A 21131-nucleotide genomic window follows, 5' to 3' on the forward strand; every position below is an offset into this window, starting at 1 on the left:
TAATGATATTAAAAGAAATTACAGTTGGAAATTGGCACGCCTCTTCGAAGTAACAGAAGATGGAACCAACTATTTCTTCATCGACATCACGAATAAAAAATATTAGAAAAATTTTTGTAATATTGCCAACTGAAATTAAAGGGGTGCTGTGAAAAGCTGAGATTATACCCAATGAACCTGGAACAGGTAATGCTGTTTAGGGAATTTTATTAATGAAACAATTTATCAATGTGAAAATGTACCAATTCCCAATTGTTACATCGATAAATTTTCAAATTGTTACATTAAATTAATCGCCCCTTTTATTCAATTAATCTTAAAAATTAAAAGAATGAAAGGATTTGTTATTTTAGGACTTATGAGTCCATTCTGTTTTGCACAAAATGTATCGCAAGACAGCTTGAAAATTCACGAAATTGAAAGTGTGAATTTCACAAAAAGACTACCTGTTTCCAAAGAAATCATTAACGTAGAAAAAGATTTAGGAAACAAAAACCTCGGGCAAGACTTACCTATTTTGCTCAAAAATCAGACCTCAGTTATTTCAACTTCCGACGCCGGAAATGGCATTGGTTACACAGGTTTCAGAATTCGCGGCGTTGGTGGAAACGGAATTAATGTGATGCTGAACGGCGTTCCGTACAACGATTCCGAATCGCAAGGAACTTTTTTCGTCGATGTTCCCGATTTGGCGAGTTCGGCTTCGCAAATTATTATTCAACGCGGCGTGGGAACTTCTTCCAACGGCGTTTCGGCTTTCGGAGCGAGCGTGAATGTGATTTCTAAAAATCCTGAAGAGAAATTTTATCTCAAAACCGACGACAGTTACGGCTCTTTCAATACCTATAAATATTCTGCAGAAATTGGAAGTGGAAAATTCTGGAAAGACCGCTTATCATTGATGGGAAGATACACCAAAATTCATTCTGACGGTTATATTGATCGTGCTTTTTCCGATCTTGACTCTTACAATTTCTCTGCTCTTTTCGAAGAAAATAAAACGAAAATCCGTTTGATGGCTTTTGGCGGAAAAGAAAAAACCTATCAAGCTTGGAACGGAATCGATAAGGAAACTTGGGAAACCAACCCGAAATTCAATTATTCCGGAGCAATTTATGATGCGAATTGGGAAAATATTGTCGGGTTTTATGACAACGAAACCGATAATTATCGCCAAAACCATTATCAATTATTATGGGAGCAAAACTTTAATAATCATTGGAATCTGGAAACCACTTTTCATTACACCAAAGGAAAAGGATATTACGAAAATTACAAACAAGACGCGAAGTTTTCGAAATACAATTTACCCGACTTAATCGCAGATAATCAAACAATTAAGCGAACCGATTTCATCAGAAAAAAATGGTTGGACAATGATTTTTATGGCGGAGTTTCTACGTTATACGGAAAGTTTGAAAACTTAGATTTGAATATTGGAATCGTTGGAAATCAATACGATGGAAAACATTACGGGAATGTTTCCGGAGTTTTTTATCCGCAAATTAATGAATTCGAATATTACAGAAATAACGCTATGAAAACGGAATTTGCGGGTTTTGCAAAAGCGATTTTTTCCGTAAATAAATTCGAATTTTTCGGCGATTTGCAACTTAGAAACATAAATTATGATACTAAAATTTTGCAACAAGGCGATGATGAAGGCGCAAATTTGAATAAAAACTGGATGTTTTTTAATCCAAAAGTGGGCGTAAATTATAAAATCAATTCCGGGAAATTATTCATTTCTTATGCTCATGCTCACCGAGAACCAAATCGCGACGATTTATTTGCAAACCCCGAAACTAAGGCCGAAAAGCTTCACGATTTCGAAGCGGGAATTGAAAAAACCGTCGGGAAAATTTCTTTCAACACCAATCTATATTATATGAATTATGTGAATCAATTGGTTTTGAACGGGCAAATCAACAATATTGGTGAATTTATTCGAGTAAATTCGGGAGCGAGTTACCGAATGGGAATTGAGTTTGGCGCTTTCGCAAAACTCTCGGAACAATGGAATGTGTCTGGGAATTTCACTTTAAGTAAAAATGAAAACAAAGATTTCCGAAACGAAACTTTGGCAGGAATTGAAAACCTCGGAAATACGCCGATTTCTTTTTCGCCCAACACAATTGCGAATGTTTTGGTTAATTTCAATCCGACCAAAAGCTTCAGCTTAGGGATTCAAAATCAATATGTTGGAAGCCAATTTCTAGACAACACGAACAACGAAAATTTAAAACTAAACAATTATTTCCTAACCGATTTCAATGCGAAATATACTTTAAATCTAAAAAGAACTGAAGTTGATCTCAAATTATTAGTCAACAATATTTTCAATAAGAAATATGTGAACAATGGTTTTGTTTATGATCAGAACCCTTTCTACTTTTCACAAGCGGGAACGAATTTTTTATTCGGCATGAGCATTAAATTTCAATAAAAGTTAACGAAACATTATTAATGTTTTTCCGCAATGATTTGATCGAAGACTGCTTTTTGGGCAGTCTTTTTTATTTTTGATTAAATGAATCAAAAAACATAAATTTGCCAAGTATGAATTTCTCCTTACATCTTCTCGAATATCTAAGAAAACAAGGTAATGTTTCCATTCCTGGTTTCGGAACTTTTTATCTGCACACGATTAACGCTGTGGTGGATAAAGAGGGAAAAAACATTTTGCCACCAGGAACAGAAACAGCATTTAAAACAGATATTTCAGAAAACACAAATGACTTCGCGCAATATCTTTCAAAGCAAAGAAACATTCCGCTCATCGATGCCGAAATCGAAATTAAAAAGCAAATTAATTATTGGAATGCGACCCTTAATAAAGATAAAAAAGTAGAAGTAGATCATTTAGGAACTTTCTTCTTAGAAGACAGCAAAATGTTTTTTCAGGGAAACAGAGCTGAAAACCTTTCCGCCGATTTTTATGGATTAGAAGAAATAAACCTTTCTGAAATAAAAAACAGTCCCCTTAAAAATGGGAATCCCTACAAATTAAAAACCTCTTTTTTCTGGATTGCTCCTTTACTCATCGGAGTTATAGGATTAACCTACCTCGGAGTTACCCAACCTGAAACGATTTTCGGTAATAAATCTTTTAAAAACGAAATGCCTAAAAAAGAAGTAATGCCAATTAAAAAAGATTCTGTAAAAATAGATTCGCTAAACGTAGTTCAACTTGCGATGGATTCTATTAAAAATGATTCTTTACAGAAAGCGATTGCACCTATAAAAGCTCCTGTTAAAAAATGGAGCTCTAAAAATTATTCAAAATCTCAATGGAAAAAACCAAAAACGCATTAGCATCGCTAACCGTAATGACCAACATCGTTTTACCTAATGAAACGAATTCTTTAAGAAATCTTTTCGGTGGTGAACTTTTAGCAAAAATGGATCGATGTGCTTCAATATCTGCAGCGAGACATTGCGAAAGACGTGTGGTAACGGCTTCTGTAAATCACGTATCATTTGACCATCCCATTCCGGAAGGTGGAATCGTGGTTTTGGAATCCAAAGTTTCAAGAGCATTCTCAACTTCAATGGAAGTCTATGTAGACGTTTGGTTAGATGATCCCATCAATCAGAAAAAAATTCACACCAATTCAGGGATTTACACTTTTGTGGCGGTAGATGAATTCAACCGACCAATTCCGATTCCGAAAATGATTCCTGAAACTGACGAAGAAATAGAAAGATTTAACGCTGCACTGCGCCGGAAAGAACTTTCTTTAATTCTTTCCGGCAGAATGAAACCCGCTGATTCTGTGGAGCTGAAAAAACTTTTTGGGTCTTAAAGAACATTCACTGATTCAGTTCAAAGATAAATTCTCCGCACTCTTTGTATAAAAAATTTTGAGTCTTTGCATGGAAATTACTTTTCTTCAATTTAATTATTATTAAAAAAATGAAAATTCTCCTTCTCGATAAAAACCATCTTTTAATTACAGAACAACTTTCTGCGAAAGGTTTTTCGTTCGATGAAGATTTCAATTCTACTTATGACGAAGTTTTAAAAAAGATAGAAAACTACGACGGAATTATTATTCGCAGTAGAATTCCGATTGATGAGAATTTCGTCAAAAACGCAAAAAATCTGAAATTCATCGCCAGAGTCGGTGCCGGAATGGAAAACATTGACGTTGAATTTGCGCAGAAATCAGGCATCAAACTCATCAGTTCGCCGGAAGGAAATCGCGATTCGGTTGCTGAACACGTTTTGGGAATGCTTTTGATTTTAATGCACAGACTTTTTATTTCTTCACAGGAAGTAAAAAACGGAATTTGGAAAAGAGAAGAAAACCGCGGCGACGAACTCTTAGGAAAAACTTTCGGAATAATCGGCTACGGAAATATGGGAAAAGCCACTGCCAAAAGACTTTCAGGGTTTGGAGTAAACGTAATTTTTCATGATATTTTGCCCAATCTTTCCGATGAATTTGCAACACAAGTTTCGTTGGAAACTTTAAAAAAAGAAGCTGATATTATAAGTTTACATCTTCCCATTACGAAAGAAACGCATTATTTATTCGATGAAAAATTCATTTCTGAAATGGCGAAAGATTTTTATTTCGTGAACACTGCGAGAGGTGAAAATGTAAACACGAAAGATTTAGTTGAAGCTTTAAAATCTGGAAAAATAAAAGGAGCCGCCCTCGATGTTTTGGAATACGAAAAACCTTCTTTTGAAAACATCGCCACAAAAAATGAAGATTTGGAATATCTTTTACATTCAGAAAAAGCAATTGTAACACCGCATATTGCAGGTTGGACGATTCAAAGTAAAGAAAAATTAGCGCAAGTTATTGTAGATAAGATTTTGGCTCAATTTCCCTAGTGTTAACAAATCTTTATGACTTCAGTCTTTTTTGTTTTTGCTAAAATCCCCTATATTGCGGAGATTTTTAAGCCAAAACTTTTTTAATGAAATTTTCCAAATCCCTCCTTTTCCTTTTTTTAACTACACTTATTTTATTTTCTTGTAAAAAAGAAAAGACCACAGAAGAAACTTCCAAAACATCTTTACCCAATTACGGAAACGTCGATTTAGATAACGTTTTCAGTCGGAAAGACGGCAAATTAGAAAACAAAGATTCTATTGTTGCTGTACTCCATCGTTATTATAAAAACGTTTGGGAAAAAGGAGATCTATGGGGCGGTTTGATTGTGGCTAAAGGCGACGAAATTCTGTACGAAAATTACCGCGGTTTTGCTCAAGCCAATCATCAGGAACCGATTAATGATACCGTAGCTTTGCACGTGGCTTCCGTTTCTAAAACGATTACCGCAATGGCAACTTTGAAATTGGTAGAAGCCGGGAAAATTAAACTGGATGATCCTTTAACTAAATATTTTTCGAAATTTCCTTATCCGAAAGTGACGGTTTTCACTCTTCTAAGTCAAAGAAGTGGTTTGCCGAAATATGAACATTTCATTGAAAAGATAAAACCTGCACCGGCAGAACTTTCAAAGAAATTCTTGACCAATCAGGACATTTTAAATTTGCTTATTCAATACCAACCGGAACTTGCCCGTAATACAGATACCGGTTTTATGTATTGCAATACCAATTATGCACTTTTGGCATTAATCATAGAAAAAGTCACGAAAACCACTTTTCCGGAAGCGATGAATCAAATGGTTTTTCGTCCTTTAAAAATGAAAGACTCTTACATCTTTCAGGAAAAAAATACTTTAACTGCGGCAAAATCATTTTATCAACAAGGTCCAAGAGTTTATCCTTACGACCGACTTGATTTAATCTACGGTGACAAAAACGTTTATACAACCCCGAGAGATTTATTGAATTTTTCGAAAGCCCTTTATTCAAAAGATTTTCTGAGATCTGATTTAAAGGATCTGATTTTTGAACCTTACAGCAACGAACGTGCAGGGGTCAATAATTACGGATTAGGTTTCCGCATGAAAATTTTTAATAATGGTGAAAAACTCACCTATCACAACGGTTGGTGGCACGGAACAAATTCGGTATTTGCGCATTTACTGAAATCTAAAGTTACGATTATCGCAATTGGCAATAAATATTCTAATCGGGTTTATTCGGCTTTGGCATTATCGGGAATATTTGAAAACCTGCCTCCTGAAAAGGAAAAGATCAGAAAAATAATGAATGAAACCGACACGCTGAAACAGAATCAGGTGAATGACATCTACAGTGAATAAATTTCTTAATTTTGCACAAATCCGTTTCATGAAAAGATTCCTCTTCTTGGTTTTCATCAGTTTTTTAATGGCTTCTTGTGCACGAGTTGGCTCACCAGTTGGAGGCTCGAAAGACACTATTCCGCCACAGGTAATTGGAAGCAATATCGACAGCCCGAGAGTTAATGTTCCGCGTGACATTAAGGAACTTCGAATTGATTTTGATGAGTATATTACCCTGAAAGACATCAACAAACAATTGATTATTTCGCCCCCTTTAAAACAAATTACTAAGATTCTTCCGTCAGCGATAAGCAACAAATACCTGTTGATTAAATGGGCAGATACTTTAAAAGAAAACACGACTTATAATTTCAATTTCGGAAATGCGATTGTAGATAATAATGAAGGTAATGCACTTAGCTATTATAATTTTGCATTTTCTACGGGTCCTAAAATCGACAGCCTCTACATCAGTGGGGAATTAAAAAGCTTCCTCAATGAAAAAGATAAAAAAACAGAAGAAGGAAACTTGGTTGTTGGACTTTACCAAGAAAAAGACTCGATGGATTATCGCCAAAAACCTTATTATATTACGAACGCTGATTCAGACGGATATTTTGAGCTCAATTATTTAGCGCCAGGCAACTATCGGCTTTTGGCTTTTGAAGACAGCAATTCTAATTCAGTATATGATAGTGGAAAAGAAAAAGTAGGTTTCTTAAAAGATAAAATTACTTTAAACAAAAGTATTTCTGGTTTAAAAATTAACCTTTATCCTTCCAGAAAACCTTTGAAATATCAAGAAATGAAAGAAGTTCCAGGTGGAGTTTTAATGACTTTCGAAGGAAATCCGAATGATGTAAAAGTGGCTTCACTGAACGAAAAACTGAAAGATTATAAAGTGACTCATTTGCCAAAATCAGATTCTGTGATGATTTGGTTTAATGCACCAGCGCAAAACATCGGAATTACCAGCACAGAAAACCTGAAATTCAGTTATGACAACGGCATTAAGAAAGACAGCGTTTCTGTTTTCTATCGTTATAATACGAAGAATGAAATGTCGATTGCCAATAACCGAGGGAATCTACTTCCACCACAACAAAATTTCGTGATTACTTCTAATTATTTTGTTGATAAAATTCAACCAGAAAAATGGTCACTGGTTTCCGATAGCATTCAACAAGATTTCACTGCAGAAATTTCTGAAAAAAATCCTTTTGAAATTTATATTAAATCGAATTTTAAAGAAGGTAAAAAATATTCGTTAAACATTCCGAAAGAAACGATATCTTCTTTCTATGAAACCATAAAAAAAACTTATCGTTTTGATTTTGAAGCTGATAAAATAGAAAATTATGGGGAATTATTAGTGACTTTAGAAAATGCTCCGAAGCAAAAATTCTGGATTCAGATGGTTACTGAAAATGGTACAATTGCCTATTCTAAATATGGAATTGAAAAGCAAATCAATTTCAAATCGCTAAAACCAGGGAAATATGAACTGCGAATTTTGGTAGATGAAAATGAAAATGGCATTTGGGATCCTGCAGATTTTGCGGACAATATTTTTGCAGAACCTGTTTATATCTTCGATAAAAAAATAGAAGTAAGACCGCTTTGGGAAATTCGCGAAACTTGGAATCTTTTAAAAGAAAACACAAACGATGCTGAAAAGCCAAAAACAAGTCCAGCCGAAACTCCATTAAATAATGCCAACCCGAAATGAAAACTTTTTTAAATATCCTGTATTGGTTTCTAATCATTATTGCACTGATACAGTTTATTCCGATTGACCGAACCAACAAACCTGTGGATTCAAAAGTAGATTTTGTAAAGGTTTACAATACTCCCAAAAACGTCGAACATCTTTTAAAAACAGCGTGTTACGACTGCCATTCCAACGAAACGGCTTACCCCAAATACGCATATATTGCACCGATTTCCTGGTCTGTAAAACACCATGTCAATAAAGGGAAAAAATACCTTAACCTTTCTGAATGGGGAACTTTCAACCGTGATCTAAAAAAGAATATGCTCGACATGACCGTCAATTCTTTAAAGATATATACGATGCCGATGCCGGGTTATGTGGCTCAACATCCGGATGCGAATCTAACAAAAGCCGAAAGAACATTGCTCACCAACTATTTTGAAAACATTGTAAAAACTGGGAATTACTAGATTTTATTTACACTAAAAAAGGACTGACGCGATTGCGCATCAGTCCTTCTTTTTATTCCAGTTTAAATGAGATCAGCTTATTGTTGTCTCGGCGCTCTTGGTCTGCTGAAAATCGACATTAAAACTCCAGCGAAAAGACCAATCGTTTTCATTGCTTTGAACTGCGAATCCACCGGGATAAAAGCTCCAATGATGCAAAGTCCCGCCGCTGCGTACATCGGATAGAGAAAGTTTTTGTTGGTTAATGTTGGTGCCTGAACAAAGAAACTTGCGCCAATTAAAATATAAAATAATTTCTGGTACAGAAACTCATTGATTTCTGGTGAGAGAAGATTAAAAAATCCGACTACGATGCAAACTAAAGCACCGATCGATAAAATTCCTTGAATGGTTGTTGTATTTGTTTTCATTAGTAACTTTCGTTTTCATTTGGGAAATCCCCGGTTTTTACATCTTTCACAAAACTAGAAACTGCTCCAGTAATTTCGGTGTATAAATCTAAATATCTTCTTAAGAATTTCGGTGAGAAACCTTGGTTCATACCGACCATATCGTGATAAACAAGAACTTGTCCGTCGCAACCAGCGCCTGCCCCAATCCCGATGGTTGGAATCGAAATGCTTTCAGAAACTCTTTTTGCAAGATCAGCCGGGATTTTTTCCAGAACCAACGCAAAGCATCCTAATTCTTCAAGCAATTTTGCGTCGCTCATTAATTTCTCGGCTTCTGCGTCTTCTTTTGCTCTTACTTTATAAGTACCGAATTGATAAATCGATTGTGGCGTTAAACCCAAATGTCCCATTACAGGGATTCCTGCATTAATGATTTTGGTAATTGATTTTTCAATTTCTTTACCACCTTCAATTTTTACGGAATGTGCACCTCCTTCTTTCATCATGCGAACCGCAGATTCCAAAGCTTTTTCGGAATTACTTTGATAAGAACCAAAAGGTAAATCTGCGACAATCAATGCGCGATCTACGCCACGAACCACACATTGGGTGTGATAAATCATTTGATCTAAAGTAATTGGAAGTGTCGTTTCATGACCAGCCATTACATTTGCTGCCGAATCTCCGATTAAGATTGCATCAATTCCGCCGGCATCCACCATTTTAGCGGTAGTGAAATCATACGCCGTAAGCATGGTGATTTTCTCTTTGTCGAATTTCATTTTTCGCAAAGTCTCGGTGGTAATTTTTTTTATTTCTGAATGTACAGACATAATTAAGTTTGGTGTTGGTTTTATAAGACCGTGTTATAGAGATAAATTCTATGTTAATTTTCTTAAAAAAAATAGAACTACATGATAACGTGACCCAATCTAATCAGTTTTTCGTGGTTCAAGATCTTGATATTTCTTCCTTCCACTTCGATGAGTTTATCTTGTTTAAACTCAGAAATTAAACGAATCGCACTTTCAGTAGCCGTTCCGATAATATTGGCAATTTCTTCTCTTGTTAAAGAAATCTTGATAAATCCTTCAGGATCTGTTCCTAATTTCTGTTCTAGTAAAAGCAGGATTTCTGCTAATCTTTCTCGAACCGTTTTTTGTGCTAAAAAAGTTACGGTGTTTGAAGATTCACCCAATTCAAAAGCTATTTTCTGTAACATTACAAATGAAAACTTTGGGGCTACTTCTAAAAGTTGGAGGAATAAAGCAGAGGGTAAAAAAGTGGCTTCAACTTCGGTCATTGCTTCTGCTTTTGCCTGAAAATCCTCACCACAAAGTAAAGAACGATATCCTATTAAATCTCCTTCTTTGATGAATCTAAGAATTTGGTCTTTCCCATAAACTCCTTGTTTAGATAGTTTGGCAGTTCCTTTGTTTAAAAAATAAACACCATTTGGAACTTCGCCATCTTCGAAAATAATTCCGCCTTTATTAAATTTTAAAATTTGTTTCGCTGAAATGTACTTTTCGTAATCTTCAGCAGAAAGCATTTCTTTAAAAGATTCATCATTAAATACTTTCTGTAAATTCTCTTCGATCAGGGTTTGTTTTTCTAACGACATAATTGCATGACATTTATCAGCAAAAATAGGGTAATTTAAACCCTAACACAAATATATTTATTATAATTTTGTGCTTCCAACTTTAAATAAATTGCCAGAAAACTGTTTTCACTGTGGTCAGACCATAGACAAAGAGCTTATCAACTTCGATGAAAAATCCTTTTGCTGTAATGGATGCAAATCGGTGTACGAAATTCTAAACATGAATAACTTGGGGAACTTCTATGAACTGAACAAAAGTTCTGGGATTCGTCCAAATGATGACAACACTTCACAATTTGATTATTTAGATACTCCTGAAGTATTCAGTAAAGTAACCGATTTTTCGGAAGGCAACACTTCTTTAGTTACTTTTAAAATTCCTGTAATTCATTGCTCATCCTGTATTTGGCTTTTAGAAAGCTTGCAGACTTTGAATAAGAACATCAATTATTCGCAGGTCAATTTCACCAGAAAGAATGTTCAGATTTCTTTCAATCATCATGAACTAAAGCTCAGCGAACTCGCCAAATTCCTCACGAATCTAGGATATAAACCAGTAATTAATCTGGAAACTGCCGATAAAAAAGAAGAAACTTTTGACAAAACCTTAATTGTAAAATTAGCCATCGCCGGATTTGCTTTTGGTAATGGAATGTTTTTTTCTTATCCAGAATATGCCGAACAGGTGATGGGTACGACCGATTACTGGATGGACACTTATAAGAACATGTTCCGATTTGTCATGTTTCTTTTAGCAACTCCGGTGGTTTTTTATTCAGCATCAGATTATTTTAAATCGGCTTGGTTCGGCTTGAAAAACAAAATCGTGAATATCGATGTTCCTATTGTTTTAGGAGTTCTGATGCTTTATGGAAGAAGTATTTATGAAGTACTAACCGATTATGGTCCCGGATATTTCGATACCTTATGTGGACTTTTGTTTTTCATGCTCATGGGAAAACTTTTCCAAAAAAGAACCTACAACGCTTTATCGTACGACAGAGATTACAAATCCTTTTATCCTATCGCCGTTACAAAAGTAGATTTCAACGGAAAACAGCAAAATATTTTATTGAATGAACTGAAAATTGGTGATCGAATCATGGTTCGTAATCAGGAAATCATTCCAGTTGATGCGATTTTAATTCAAGGGGAAGGAAATATTGACAATAGTTTTATTACTGGGGAAAGCGCTTCGATTCCGAAAAAGCCTGGAGATAAAATCTTTGCCGGCGGAAAACAAGTAGGCTCAGTACTTGAACTTGAAGTCATTAAAAATGTTGATCAAAGTTATTTGACACAACTTTGGAATAAAGAAGCCTTTAAGAAATTCGAAACCGGTCTCGATACCATGACCAATGACTTGAGTAAATATTTTACTTTTATCATTTTGGGAATTACGCTCATTGCGGGGATTTATTGGGGACAACATGATTTCGAAAAAATGTTTCAGGTGGTTGCTGCGATTTTAATTGTAGCCTGTCCGTGTGCTTTGGCACTTTCTGCACCATTTACTTTAGGACATATTATGCGGATTATGGGACGCAATAAACTCTATGTAAAAGACACTTTGACCATTGAAAAATTAGCAAAAATCGACACGCTTGTTTTTGATAAAACGGGAACGATTACCCATAACAAAAAAGCAAACATCGTTTTCGAAGGCGAAGAGATTTCTGAATTTGACCTAAAGAATCTTAAGAGTTTACTGAAAAATTCAAACCATCCTTTATCCAAAAGCTTATACCATTTTTTGGAAGTTGATGAAGAATATTTCCCAATCGAACATTTTGTAGAAACACCCGGAAAAGGATATGTTGGCGCAGTTAGAGGAAAAATATACAAAATAGGATCGGCTACATTTATCGGGCAATCCTCAAAAAACCTTGAAACTGCCGTTTATATTTCACGAGACAATGATTTTTTGGGCAAATATATTTTCACCAATGAATATCGGGATAATATGTCGGAGATGTTTTCTGAACTAGATGATTATCAAATCCATATATTAAGTGGAGATAATTCGTCGGAAGAGCGCTCATTAAAGTCTTTGGTGCCAAGTGTGGAGAAAATGAAATTTAACCAAAGCCCAGAAGACAAACTGAATTTCATAAAGACCCTGCAAGATGACCACAAAAAAGTTGCAATGCTTGGTGACGGATTAAATGATGCAGGCGCATTGAAACAAAGCAATGTAGGAATTGCGGTGGCAGATGACACACATTCGTTTACCCCGTCATCTGATGTCATTTTGGCTGGAAATAAAATAAATGAATTAAAAAAATATTTTGACTTATCAAAAGATGCCGTAAAAATTGTGAAATTCACTTTTGCGATCAGTTTGTTTTACAACGTCATTGGGCTTTCATTTGCTGTTACAGGACATCTATCTCCATTAGTGGCAGCGATTTTAATGCCGATAAGTTCAATAAGTGTGGTCATTTTCACATCGCTTGCGACTTGGATTCGATCATCTAAATACTTTAAAATCAAACAATAAAATAATTTCATACCGTTATTTAGAAATATTTTAAATTAACAATATTTAACATTTAATGATGAATATCATAATTTTTAAGTAAATTTGAAGCCGGTTAAAAAGTTAAATTTGCAAACAATATGGATATATTATATTTAATGATTCTTTGCAGTGTCTCTTTAGGAGCCATTTTTCTGATTATTTTTATAATAAGTGCAAAAAATGGACAGTTCGAAGATGATGAATCTCCCGCAGTTAGAATATTGCTTGATTCAGAAATTATAAAAGAAGATTCACAAGTTTTTAATGAAGCAGAATCGAGCAAAAAATTAGATAAAAAAACAGAAGTAAAAAGTGATTAGTATATATGGAAACACAAAAGTTTAGTTATGACAATAGTATAGTGCGGGCGTTTCTTTATGCAACCATAGTTTTTGGACTACTTGGTTTCTTAATGGGGCTTACAGCAGCACTAATGCTTTTCTATCCGGAACTGCCTGAATTTTTCTTTGGTACGGACGATGCAACAATTGTTAGTTTGCAAAGTGGAAATCTACAAGGTCTTATCAATAGCCATGGTGCTTTTGGTTTTGGTCGCATCAGGATGATTCACACCAGTTTGGTAATTTTCGCATTTGTATGTAATGGTTTCTTTGCTGGAGCCTATTACTCTACGCAAAGATTATTGAAAACAAGAATGTGGAACGATACGCTTTCTTGGATTCATTTCTGGGGATGGCAATTAATGATCGTATCTGTTGTTATTACTTTCTTAATGGGTATTAATACCTCAAAAGAATATGCAGAACACGAATGGCCAATCGATATTTTGATTTTAGTAATTTGGTTGGTTTTCGGAATCAATATGTTCGCAACAATTATTAAAAGAAGAGTTCGTCACCTGTATGTTGCCATTTGGTTTTACTTAGGAACATGGGTAGCGATTGCAATGCTTCATATTTTCAACAACTTAGAAGTTCCTTTATCATTTACAGGATGGAAATCTTACTCGGCATATGCTGGTGTTAAAGATGCTTTGGTTCAGTGGTGGTATGGTCACAACGCAGTAGCATTCGTATTGACAACTCCTGTTTTAGGGTTAATGTATTATTTCTTACCTAAAGCTGCAGATCGACCCGTTTTCTCTTATAAATTATCGATTATTCACTTTTGGTCATTGATCTTCGTTTATATCTGGGCGGGTCCTCACCACTTACAGTACACTGCAATTCCAGGTTGGGCACAAGCTTTAGCGACAGGTTTCTCAATCATGTTGATTGCTCCATCTTGGGGTGGAATGTTGAATGGATTACTAACCCTTCGTGGGGCTTGGGATAAAGTTCGAGAAAACCCAACTCTGAAATTCTTTGTGGTTGCAATTACTTGTTATGGTATGGCAACTTTCGAAGGTCCTATTTTAGCAACAAAAACTTTAAACAAAATTGGTCACTATACAGACTGGGTAATCGGTCACGTTCATATTGGTGCATTAGGATGGAATGGTTTCATGACTTTCGGAATGATCTATTACCTAATCCCAATTATGTGGAGAACTAAGATATGGTCTGTAAAATTAGCAAACTGGCACTTCTGGTTAGGAACTTTAGGAATTATTTTCTACGCTGTGCCTTTATATATCGCTGGATTTACTCAAGGTTTAATGTGGAAACAATTTAATCCAGACGGAACATTATTATACAAAAACTGGTTAGATACAGTAACAGCAATTATTCCTTACTATGAAATGAGATTCGTAGGTGGATTGCTTTATATTTCTGGAGCTATATTGATGTGTGTTAACGTTGTTGCAACAGTTAGAAATGGATCATTCCAAAAGAATGTACCTGCAGAAGCTCCTGCATTAGCAAAAATTTCAAACCAAAGAAAAGAAGGAGAAGGACTTCACCTTTGGATTGAGCGTATGCCTACCCTTCTTACTGTATTATCTTTTGTTGCAGTAGCCATTGGTGGTTTTGTAGAAATTGTACCTACGCTATTAATTAAAGAAAATGTACCAACGATTGCAGCGGTAAAACCATATTCACCATTAGAATTAGAAGGTAGAGATTTATATATCAGAGAAGGATGTAACTCTTGCCACACCCAAATGATTCGACCATTCCGTGATGAAGTTGTTCGATTTAACGGTAAAAACGGTCAGTATTCGAAAGCTGGTGAATTTGTGTATGACCGACCTTTCCTTTGGGGATCGAAAAGAACCGGACCAGATTTACATAGAGAAGGTGGCAAAAACCCAAGTTCTTGGCATTACAAACACATGTTGAATCCAAGAGTAACTTCAGCAGGATCCATCATGCCACGTTATCCTTGGTTAATTGCAAGAGATTTAGATAGAAGCCAAATGGTCGCTAAAATCGAGTTGATGAAGAATACATTTGATGTACCTTACACTAAAGCACAAATCGATTCGGCTAATACATGGGCAGACAACCAAGCTAGCGCTATTGTTAAGGAAATTTACTCGCAAGCTGCAGACGTAAAAAATGCTTACGAAGCTAAGAAAAAAGCAGACGGTGCGAACTTTGTTCCATTAGAGAAAAAAGAAATTATCGCATTGATTGCTTATTTACAAAGACTTGGAACTGATATCAAAACAACTGAAATTCAAACCGCGAGTACAAACTAATTCATTTAAAAAGAAACTAAAATGATACCTCAAAGCGTAAAAGACATCTTATCAAACGGCGAGAATGTTGGTTTTTACCAAACATTGTCCATGATATTATTTTTAATTTTCTTTTTAGGTATCATTTTTTATGTTTTTTCTAGACCGAAAAAACATTATGATAAAGAAGCAAATGCACCTTTAGATGATGATATTGAAGATAATGATACTAAAGATTAAAATCTTTAATTTTAAAAATTAAACTATTATGAAACAAAGAAGCCCCGTATATGTTAGCATCGTTATAATACTTGCGATTTTACTAGTCGCGTATTATATGTTCGTACAAGAATCAACATTCTTATCTTCTCCTTATTTTTGGGGTACAGTGGCAATCAGTATAATCCTTGCAATGATTCATCATGCAATTGGCGACTTGATCGAAAATGATCAATTCAAAAAATTAACCGATGCAGAGAAAAGCGAATATATAACATCAAAGAAAACACCTTATTTTAAAGGACTATACGAAAGTGCTTTCAAAAAACAATCCACTACAGAAGAAAAAGATATTCTAATCGATCATGGTTTCGATGGAATTATGGAGTTAGATAATCAATTACCAAAATGGTGGTTGGGTCTATTCTATTTCGGAGTTGCATACTGTATCTTTTATATGGTTTCCTATTTTACAACAGATTTCGCACATCAAGGTGTAGAGTATGATGCAGAATATAAAGCACAGACTGCAAGTATCGCAGAATATGTTAAAAATACGCCACCTCCAACGATTGATAATGCAGTTTATTCGCCAGACAATATTGCAGCAGGTGAAGAAGTTTTCAAAACAAACTGCATCTCTTGTCACGGAGAAGGTGGTAGAGGAGGAATTGGTCCAAATTTAACCGATAACACTTGGATCAACCAGCCAGAAAAAACATTATTTAAAAATGTCTTCCATATCGTAGAAAACGGAGTTACCGGAACGGCGATGCAAGCATGGGGGAAAAATGGAGTTTTAACAGGTTTCGACATTCAAAATGTTGCAGCTTATGTGTACCATATCAACCAAGAACAACCTCCTATTACTGTAGCAGAAGGTGGTGCAGCTCCACAAGGAACTCCTGCTAACTGGGAAAAATAAGAACTAAAAAATTTACTATGAAAACATAATTCGTTATCTTTAACAAAAAAAGGTAACGGATTATGTTTTTTTTAATTGAGGTAAGAAATGTCAGAAGATAATAATATAAAAGGCGGTCAAGGACAAGTTGTAGAAGCAGAAACATTCAGAGATTCCATCGGAACTATGGAACAATCTGGCAAGCGCCGGTGGGTTTTCCCAAAGAAGCCGGCCGGAAGATATACTAATTACCGAACCTTAGTAAGCATTATACTGCTTGCTTTATTCTTTGCGATTCCATTTATGAAGATTAATGGCAATCCGTTTTTACTTATCAATATTCTCGATCGACAGTTTTTTATTCTTGGTCAACCATTTTTTCCACAAGATTTTTTCATTTTGGCTTTAGGAGCAATTACATCGATTGTATTCATTATTCTCTTTACGGTAGTTTTCGGTAGAATATTTTGCGGGTGGATCTGCCCACAAACAATTTTTCTTGAGATGATCTTTAGAAAAGTGGACTACCTGATTGAAGGTGACCGTAACAAACAAATGAAACTAGACCGCCAGGAATGGAACGCAGAAAAAATTGGGAAGCGTGCTTTGAAATACTTTACATTTCTCGTAATATCATTAATTATTACGCACTGGATGTACATGTACATCGTAGGTTATAAAGAAGTATTTAATATCATGCAACAAGGTCCCTTCACGAACTTCTCTAGTTTTTTGGTGATGGTAATATTTACCGCATCATTCTACTTTACTTTTGCGTGGTTCAGAGAACAGGTTTGTACATTGGTTTGCCCTTACGGAAGATTGCAAGGGGTATTAATCGATAAACAAACCATTAATGTTTATTACGATTTCAAAAGAGGAGAAAATCGCTCAAAATGGAGAAAAGGCGAAGATCGTACCGCAGAAGGAAAAGGAGACTGCATCGATTGTAACCAATGCGTCGTCGTATGTCCTACTGGCATTGACATTAGAGATGGTCAACAATTAGAATGTGTAAATTGTACTGCTTGTATCGACGCTTGCGACGAGGTGATGGTAAAAGTTGGACTTCCAAAAGGATTAATCCGTTATGCAACTGAGGATGAGATTGAAAAAGAAGAGCCTTTCAAATTCACCAACAAAATGAAAGCATATACTGCAGTTTTAATTTTAATGGTCGCATTCTTAGGTTTTCTTTTGAGCAATAGAGGTTCAATGGAAGCTAAGTTTATTAAACCTGCAGGATCTACATTCTTTGTGAGAGACGGCAATATCACCAATATCTACAATTATACGTTCCTGAATAAATCTACAAAAGATCAAATGGTTACCATCAAAGTAATTGAACCAGAACACGGTAAAATTACCCTTAGTGGCGAAGAAAAAATTCTTCTTAAAAAAGATCAAATAACAAAAGGAACCGTAAACCTAAGTTTTCCTGAAAATGAAATTAAACTCTCAAAACAAAAAGTGAAAATCGGCGTTTATGATCCATCAGGAAAATTACTCGATTCTTTCGAAACCAGTTTTGAAGGGCCTTTTAAAATTCAATTTTAATTAAAAATATGTTTAAAAAATTAACGTGGGCACACGGCGTAATGATCGCACTAGGTTCATTTATTGCATTTATATTATTCATGGTTTTTGGGTTTACCTATGGCCAACAAACATCAGAACTTGTTTCGAATGACTACTACGGCGACGAATTGCTTTACCAACAAGTAATCGACGCAAAAAAGAATGCAGAACAATTGGCAGAAATTCCAAAATATCAGGAACTTGCAGAAGGCATGAAAATTTCTTTTCCAGCTACAATTACTCCCGAAAATAAAAATGTGAAATTCGAACTCTTTCGTACCGATGACGCAAACCTAGATGTGAAAAGGGAAATTACTTTAGATGCTCATAATGAAATCCTTGTCCCCAAACAAGTGATTTCTAAAGGCTCCTACACTCTTAAAATAAAATGGTCTCATGATAAAAAACCATATCAGGTAGATTACGACGTTTTATGGAAATAACATTGATCATTTCTGCCCTTGGATTAGGATTTGCATCTGGTTTCCACTGCATCGGAATGTGTGGTCCTATCGCACTTTCGATGGGTTTAACCAAAAAGCAGGCGACCAATTATTACCTTCAAAATTTAACCTATCAGTTGGGTAGAATTGTAACCTACGCTCTTTTAGGAGCGATTTTAGGAATCGTTGGAAAAGGCTTTGAAATGGCTGGTTTTCAACAATATTTAACAATCGCAGTCGGAGTTTTACTAATATTAATGGCAATATTTTCATTTGGTGGAAAAGATTTTGCCTCGAAAATCTCATTCCTTTCCAAATTCTTATTTAAAATTAAAATGAATCTGGGGAAACTCCTTCAAAAAGCAGATTACAGATCACGCTTCTCTACCGGAATTCTCAACGGATTTCTGCCTTGTGGAATGGTTTATATGGCTTTAACCGCAAGTTTAGCTTCTGGTGGAATTTGGCAAGGTGCAACCTTCATGGCTCTTTTTGGACTCGGAACCTTACCATTTATGTTTGCAATAGTACTTTTAGGAAATTTGATGACCGCTGCTTTTAGAATTAAAATCTTGAAATTTGTACCAGTCATGATGATTGTTTTAGGTGGATTATTTATCCTTCGTGGATTAGAAATCGGCATCCCTTATATCTCTCCAAAAAAAGAAGCAATGCAGGTGATCCACAATGATTCAAAAGATCATCAACAGGGCAATCATGCGACTTGTCATTAAAAAAGAATAATCGAAACGGATGTTTTTTTTCACTTTTCCTGATTTTTTTACCTTTGAATAAAATATAAATCATGGGAAGTACCATTCACTTTAACGGGCAACTTAAATCCGAAGACGTTTTTACTAATTTAATGCTTTTCTGTACCCAATATTCCGAGAAACAAGATTGGGAATATACCCTCTTTAAAAATCAAAAAAATATTTTATTTAGAGTCAAAGATGGCAAAGTGAATACCGAAGATTTTATTGCAAAAGGAATTCATATTTTACCTGTAAAGAACTGCGAGCCACTATTGATGGAATTTGATGACGATTTATATTTTCACAGTTCTTGTAAAAGCCAATTTGCCGGCGTTGAAATTCATAAACAAGTGATTGATTTTCTTAGAAAAATAGAACCTTTTTTTGAAGATTTCGAAGTAATCGATGAAACCGATTATTGGCAAACTAATGATGAAGATCTACTAAAAAATAAAATAGATTTTCTAGGAAAAGCCATTGAAGAAATATCCAAAACGGTAGAAAATCTGAAAAACGATAAGTGGAAATACAACTAGTTTCATTCATAAAAGCTTTCGCAAATTTGCAAAATCAAAGACAAAAACCACCAAAATTTTGGTGGTTTTCTATATAATTGCAAAGAAATAGCTCTTAATCAATCATTGAAAATCTTGCATATTCTGCAACTTTGGCTGGAAGTTTAATTCCATTTTCAGTTTGATTATTTTCTAATAAAGCCGCCATAATTCTCGGCAAAGCCATCGCAGAACCATTTAAAGTATGCACTAATTGCGTTTTCCCTTCTCTTTTAAATCTGCATTTCAATCGGGTAGCCTGAAAGGTTTCGAAATTAGAAACCGATGAAACTTCTAACCACATTTCCTGCGCAGCACTCCAAACTTCGAAATCATATGTCATTGCTGCAGCAAAACCGGTATCTCCACCGCATAATCTTAAAATTCTAAAAGGCAATTCTAAATCAACCAAAATAGATTTTACATGTTCCACCATTCCTTCCAAAGCTTCATACGAATTTTCAGGTTTTTCAATACGAACAATTTCTACTTTTTCGAATTGATGCAATCTATTCAAACCTCGTACATGAGCGCCATAACTCCCCGCTTCTCTTCGGTAACATTGAGAAAAAGCTGTGTTTTTTATCGGCAAATCTTTTTCATCTACAATCACATCACGATAAATATTCGTCACCGGAACTTCTGCTGTTGGAATCAAATATAAATTATCTTCATTGATGTAATACATCTGTCCTTCTTTATCTGGCAATTGTCCAGTTCCATAACCAGAAGCTTCATTCACCACATGTGGCGGATTTACTTCCATATAACCTGCATCTGCATTTTTATCTAAAAAATACTGAACCAAGGCACGCTGTAATCTTGCACCTTTCCCCAAATAAACAGGAAAACCAGCACCAGCTATTTTCACACCCAATTCAAAATCGATGATATTATACTTCTTTGCCAACTCCCAATGCGGAATTGCTCCTTCTCCCAAACCTTCTACATCATGAGATTGATAAATAATTTCGTTATCATCTGCAGTTGTTCCAGCTTTTACTTTCTCGTAAGGAATGTTTGGAATTTGGTATAAAATATCTAATAATTTCGCTTCAGAATTTTTTAATTGTTCTTGAAGATTTTGCGAATTTTCTTTAAATTCTACGGTTTTCGATTTTGCAGTTTCGGCTTCTTCTTTTTTACCTTCTCTCATTAAAAGACCAATTTCTTTAGAAATGGTATTCATTTCCGCTAAATTCTGATCGAGTTCAAAT

20 protein-coding genes are annotated in these 21131 nt (G+C 35.1%); 16 read left to right on the forward strand and 4 right to left on the reverse strand.

Annotation, left to right across the window (positions count from 1 at the left end):
• The first annotated feature begins 331 nt into the window (after window positions 1-331).
• The 7 genes from WBY99_RS04480 to WBY99_RS04510 all read left to right on the forward strand — a co-directional run bounded on the left by WBY99_RS04480 (window position 332) and on the right by WBY99_RS04510 (window position 8358).
• Window positions 332-2446 carry a TonB-dependent receptor gene (locus tag WBY99_RS04480; RefSeq protein ID WP_423975136.1) on the forward strand — a complete coding sequence of 705 codons (2115 nt, stop codon included), beginning with the start codon at window positions 332-334 and terminating at the stop codon, window positions 2444-2446.
• 113 nt (window positions 2447-2559) lie between these two features.
• Window positions 2560-3315, forward strand: coding sequence for a hypothetical protein (locus WBY99_RS04485; protein ID WP_423975137.1), 756 nt, complete (start codon window positions 2560-2562; stop codon window positions 3313-3315).
• Entirely contained in the window at window positions 3291-3806 is a 516-nt protein-coding gene (locus WBY99_RS04490) for an acyl-CoA thioesterase (RefSeq protein ID WP_423975138.1), read from the forward strand. Before WBY99_RS04485 ends, WBY99_RS04490 begins: the two co-directional genes overlap by 25 nt.
• Window positions 3807-3916: 110 nt before the next feature.
• On the forward strand, window positions 3917-4846 hold the full coding sequence (locus tag WBY99_RS04495; protein WP_423975139.1) for a 2-hydroxyacid dehydrogenase: 930 nt from the start codon (window positions 3917-3919) through the stop codon (window positions 4844-4846).
• An 86-nt stretch (window positions 4847-4932) separates the two neighbouring features.
• Window positions 4933-6192 (forward strand): serine hydrolase domain-containing protein, encoded by a 1260-nt coding sequence (locus tag WBY99_RS04500; protein ID WP_423975140.1) that lies wholly within the window; start codon window positions 4933-4935, stop codon window positions 6190-6192.
• A 28-nt stretch (window positions 6193-6220) separates the two neighbouring features.
• Window positions 6221-7903: an Ig-like domain-containing domain gene (locus tag WBY99_RS04505; protein WP_423975141.1), complete on the forward strand. Its 1683-nt coding sequence runs from the start codon at window positions 6221-6223 to the stop codon at window positions 7901-7903.
• Window positions 7900-8358, forward strand: a complete 459-nt coding sequence (locus tag WBY99_RS04510) for a heme-binding domain-containing protein (protein WP_423975142.1) — start codon at window positions 7900-7902, stop codon at window positions 8356-8358. Before WBY99_RS04505 ends, WBY99_RS04510 begins: the two co-directional genes overlap by 4 nt.
• Window positions 8359-8435: 77 nt before the next feature.
• On the opposite strand, the gene WBY99_RS04515 is transcribed toward WBY99_RS04510, so the two are convergent.
• From WBY99_RS04515 to WBY99_RS04525, 3 genes are all read right to left on the reverse strand, one after another.
• Window positions 8436-8768 carry a hypothetical protein gene (locus WBY99_RS04515; RefSeq protein ID WP_423975143.1) on the reverse strand — a complete coding sequence of 111 codons (333 nt, stop codon included), beginning with the start codon at window positions 8766-8768 and terminating at the stop codon, window positions 8436-8438.
• On the reverse strand, window positions 8768-9583 hold the full coding sequence (panB, locus tag WBY99_RS04520; RefSeq protein ID WP_423975144.1) for a 3-methyl-2-oxobutanoate hydroxymethyltransferase: 816 nt from the start codon (window positions 9581-9583) through the stop codon (window positions 8768-8770). Before panB ends, WBY99_RS04515 begins: the two co-directional genes overlap by 1 nt.
• Before the next feature lie 77 nt (window positions 9584-9660).
• Window positions 9661-10374, reverse strand: coding sequence for a Crp/Fnr family transcriptional regulator (locus WBY99_RS04525; protein ID WP_423975145.1), 714 nt, complete (start codon window positions 10372-10374; stop codon window positions 9661-9663).
• A gap of 91 nt (window positions 10375-10465) precedes the next feature.
• Here WBY99_RS04525 and WBY99_RS04530 point away from each other — a divergent pair, with 91 nt between their 5' ends.
• The 9 genes from WBY99_RS04530 (at window position 10466) to WBY99_RS04570 (ending at window position 19896) form a co-directional block, all read left to right on the forward strand.
• Window positions 10466-12856: a heavy metal translocating P-type ATPase gene (locus tag WBY99_RS04530; RefSeq protein WP_423975155.1), complete on the forward strand. Its 2391-nt coding sequence runs from the start codon at window positions 10466-10468 to the stop codon at window positions 12854-12856.
• 119 nt (window positions 12857-12975) lie between these two features.
• Window positions 12976-13197 carry a cbb3-type cytochrome oxidase assembly protein CcoS gene (gene ccoS / locus WBY99_RS04535; protein ID WP_423975146.1) on the forward strand — a complete coding sequence of 74 codons (222 nt, stop codon included), beginning with the start codon at window positions 12976-12978 and terminating at the stop codon, window positions 13195-13197.
• A gap of 5 nt (window positions 13198-13202) precedes the next feature.
• Window positions 13203-15482 carry a cytochrome-c oxidase, cbb3-type subunit I gene (gene ccoN / locus WBY99_RS04540; RefSeq protein ID WP_423975147.1) on the forward strand — a complete coding sequence of 760 codons (2280 nt, stop codon included), beginning with the start codon at window positions 13203-13205 and terminating at the stop codon, window positions 15480-15482.
• A 21-nt stretch (window positions 15483-15503) separates the two neighbouring features.
• Window positions 15504-15701: a cbb3-type cytochrome c oxidase subunit 3 gene (locus WBY99_RS04545; RefSeq protein ID WP_423975148.1), complete on the forward strand. Its 198-nt coding sequence runs from the start codon at window positions 15504-15506 to the stop codon at window positions 15699-15701.
• Window positions 15702-15729: 28 nt separating this feature from the next.
• Window positions 15730-16605: a c-type cytochrome gene (locus tag WBY99_RS04550; protein ID WP_423975149.1), complete on the forward strand. Its 876-nt coding sequence runs from the start codon at window positions 15730-15732 to the stop codon at window positions 16603-16605.
• A gap of 87 nt (window positions 16606-16692) precedes the next feature.
• Window positions 16693-18141, forward strand: coding sequence for a cytochrome c oxidase accessory protein CcoG (gene ccoG / locus WBY99_RS04555; protein WP_423975150.1), 1449 nt, complete (start codon window positions 16693-16695; stop codon window positions 18139-18141).
• Window positions 18142-18149: 8 nt separating this feature from the next.
• Window positions 18150-18605 carry a FixH family protein gene (locus tag WBY99_RS04560; protein ID WP_423975151.1) on the forward strand — a complete coding sequence of 152 codons (456 nt, stop codon included), beginning with the start codon at window positions 18150-18152 and terminating at the stop codon, window positions 18603-18605.
• On the forward strand, window positions 18596-19339 hold the full coding sequence (locus tag WBY99_RS04565; RefSeq protein ID WP_423975152.1) for a sulfite exporter TauE/SafE family protein: 744 nt from the start codon (window positions 18596-18598) through the stop codon (window positions 19337-19339). Before WBY99_RS04560 ends, WBY99_RS04565 begins: the two co-directional genes overlap by 10 nt.
• A gap of 71 nt (window positions 19340-19410) precedes the next feature.
• Window positions 19411-19896, forward strand: coding sequence for a hypothetical protein (locus WBY99_RS04570; protein WP_423975153.1), 486 nt, complete (start codon window positions 19411-19413; stop codon window positions 19894-19896).
• A 94-nt stretch (window positions 19897-19990) separates the two neighbouring features.
• Here the strand turns inward: WBY99_RS04570 and serS are convergent.
• Window positions 19991-21131: serine--tRNA ligase (gene serS, locus WBY99_RS04575; protein ID WP_423975154.1), on the reverse strand; the 1141-nt coding region annotated here is incomplete at its 5' end.

The sequence above is a fragment of the Kaistella sp. genome (genome assembly GCF_049588135.1).
GTDB lineage: Bacteria > Bacteroidota > Bacteroidia > Flavobacteriales > Weeksellaceae > Kaistella.

What these genes read in the sequence shown, in the direction of transcription:
- WBY99_RS04480 (WP_423975136.1), top strand. Translation starts at nt 332, where the DNA reads ATGAAAGGATTTGTTATTTTAGGACTTATGAGTCCATTCTGTTTTGCA.
- WBY99_RS04485 (WP_423975137.1), top strand. Translation starts at nt 2,560, where the DNA reads ATGAATTTCTCCTTACATCTTCTCGAATATCTAAGAAAACAAGGTAAT.
- WBY99_RS04490 (WP_423975138.1), top strand. Translation starts at nt 3,291, where the DNA reads ATGGAAAAAACCAAAAACGCATTAGCATCGCTAACCGTAATGACCAAC.
- WBY99_RS04495 (WP_423975139.1), top strand. Translation starts at nt 3,917, where the DNA reads ATGAAAATTCTCCTTCTCGATAAAAACCATCTTTTAATTACAGAACAA.
- WBY99_RS04500 (WP_423975140.1), top strand. Translation starts at nt 4,933, where the DNA reads ATGAAATTTTCCAAATCCCTCCTTTTCCTTTTTTTAACTACACTTATT.
- WBY99_RS04505 (WP_423975141.1), top strand. Translation starts at nt 6,221, where the DNA reads ATGAAAAGATTCCTCTTCTTGGTTTTCATCAGTTTTTTAATGGCTTCT.
- WBY99_RS04510 (WP_423975142.1), top strand. Translation starts at nt 7,900, where the DNA reads ATGAAAACTTTTTTAAATATCCTGTATTGGTTTCTAATCATTATTGCA.
- WBY99_RS04515 (WP_423975143.1), bottom strand. Translation starts at nt 8,768, where the DNA reads ATGAAAACAAATACAACAACCATTCAAGGAATTTTATCGATCGGTGCT.
- panB (WP_423975144.1), bottom strand. Translation starts at nt 9,583, where the DNA reads ATGTCTGTACATTCAGAAATAAAAAAAATTACCACCGAGACTTTGCGA.
- WBY99_RS04525 (WP_423975145.1), bottom strand. Translation starts at nt 10,374, where the DNA reads ATGTCGTTAGAAAAACAAACCCTGATCGAAGAGAATTTACAGAAAGTA.
- ccoS (WP_423975146.1), top strand. Translation starts at nt 12,976, where the DNA reads ATGGATATATTATATTTAATGATTCTTTGCAGTGTCTCTTTAGGAGCC.
- ccoN (WP_423975147.1), top strand. Translation starts at nt 13,203, where the DNA reads ATGGAAACACAAAAGTTTAGTTATGACAATAGTATAGTGCGGGCGTTT.
- WBY99_RS04545 (WP_423975148.1), top strand. Translation starts at nt 15,504, where the DNA reads ATGATACCTCAAAGCGTAAAAGACATCTTATCAAACGGCGAGAATGTT.
- WBY99_RS04550 (WP_423975149.1), top strand. Translation starts at nt 15,730, where the DNA reads ATGAAACAAAGAAGCCCCGTATATGTTAGCATCGTTATAATACTTGCG.
- ccoG (WP_423975150.1), top strand. Translation starts at nt 16,693, where the DNA reads ATGTCAGAAGATAATAATATAAAAGGCGGTCAAGGACAAGTTGTAGAA.
- WBY99_RS04560 (WP_423975151.1), top strand. Translation starts at nt 18,150, where the DNA reads ATGTTTAAAAAATTAACGTGGGCACACGGCGTAATGATCGCACTAGGT.
- WBY99_RS04565 (WP_423975152.1), top strand. Translation starts at nt 18,596, where the DNA reads ATGGAAATAACATTGATCATTTCTGCCCTTGGATTAGGATTTGCATCT.
- WBY99_RS04570 (WP_423975153.1), top strand. Translation starts at nt 19,411, where the DNA reads ATGGGAAGTACCATTCACTTTAACGGGCAACTTAAATCCGAAGACGTT.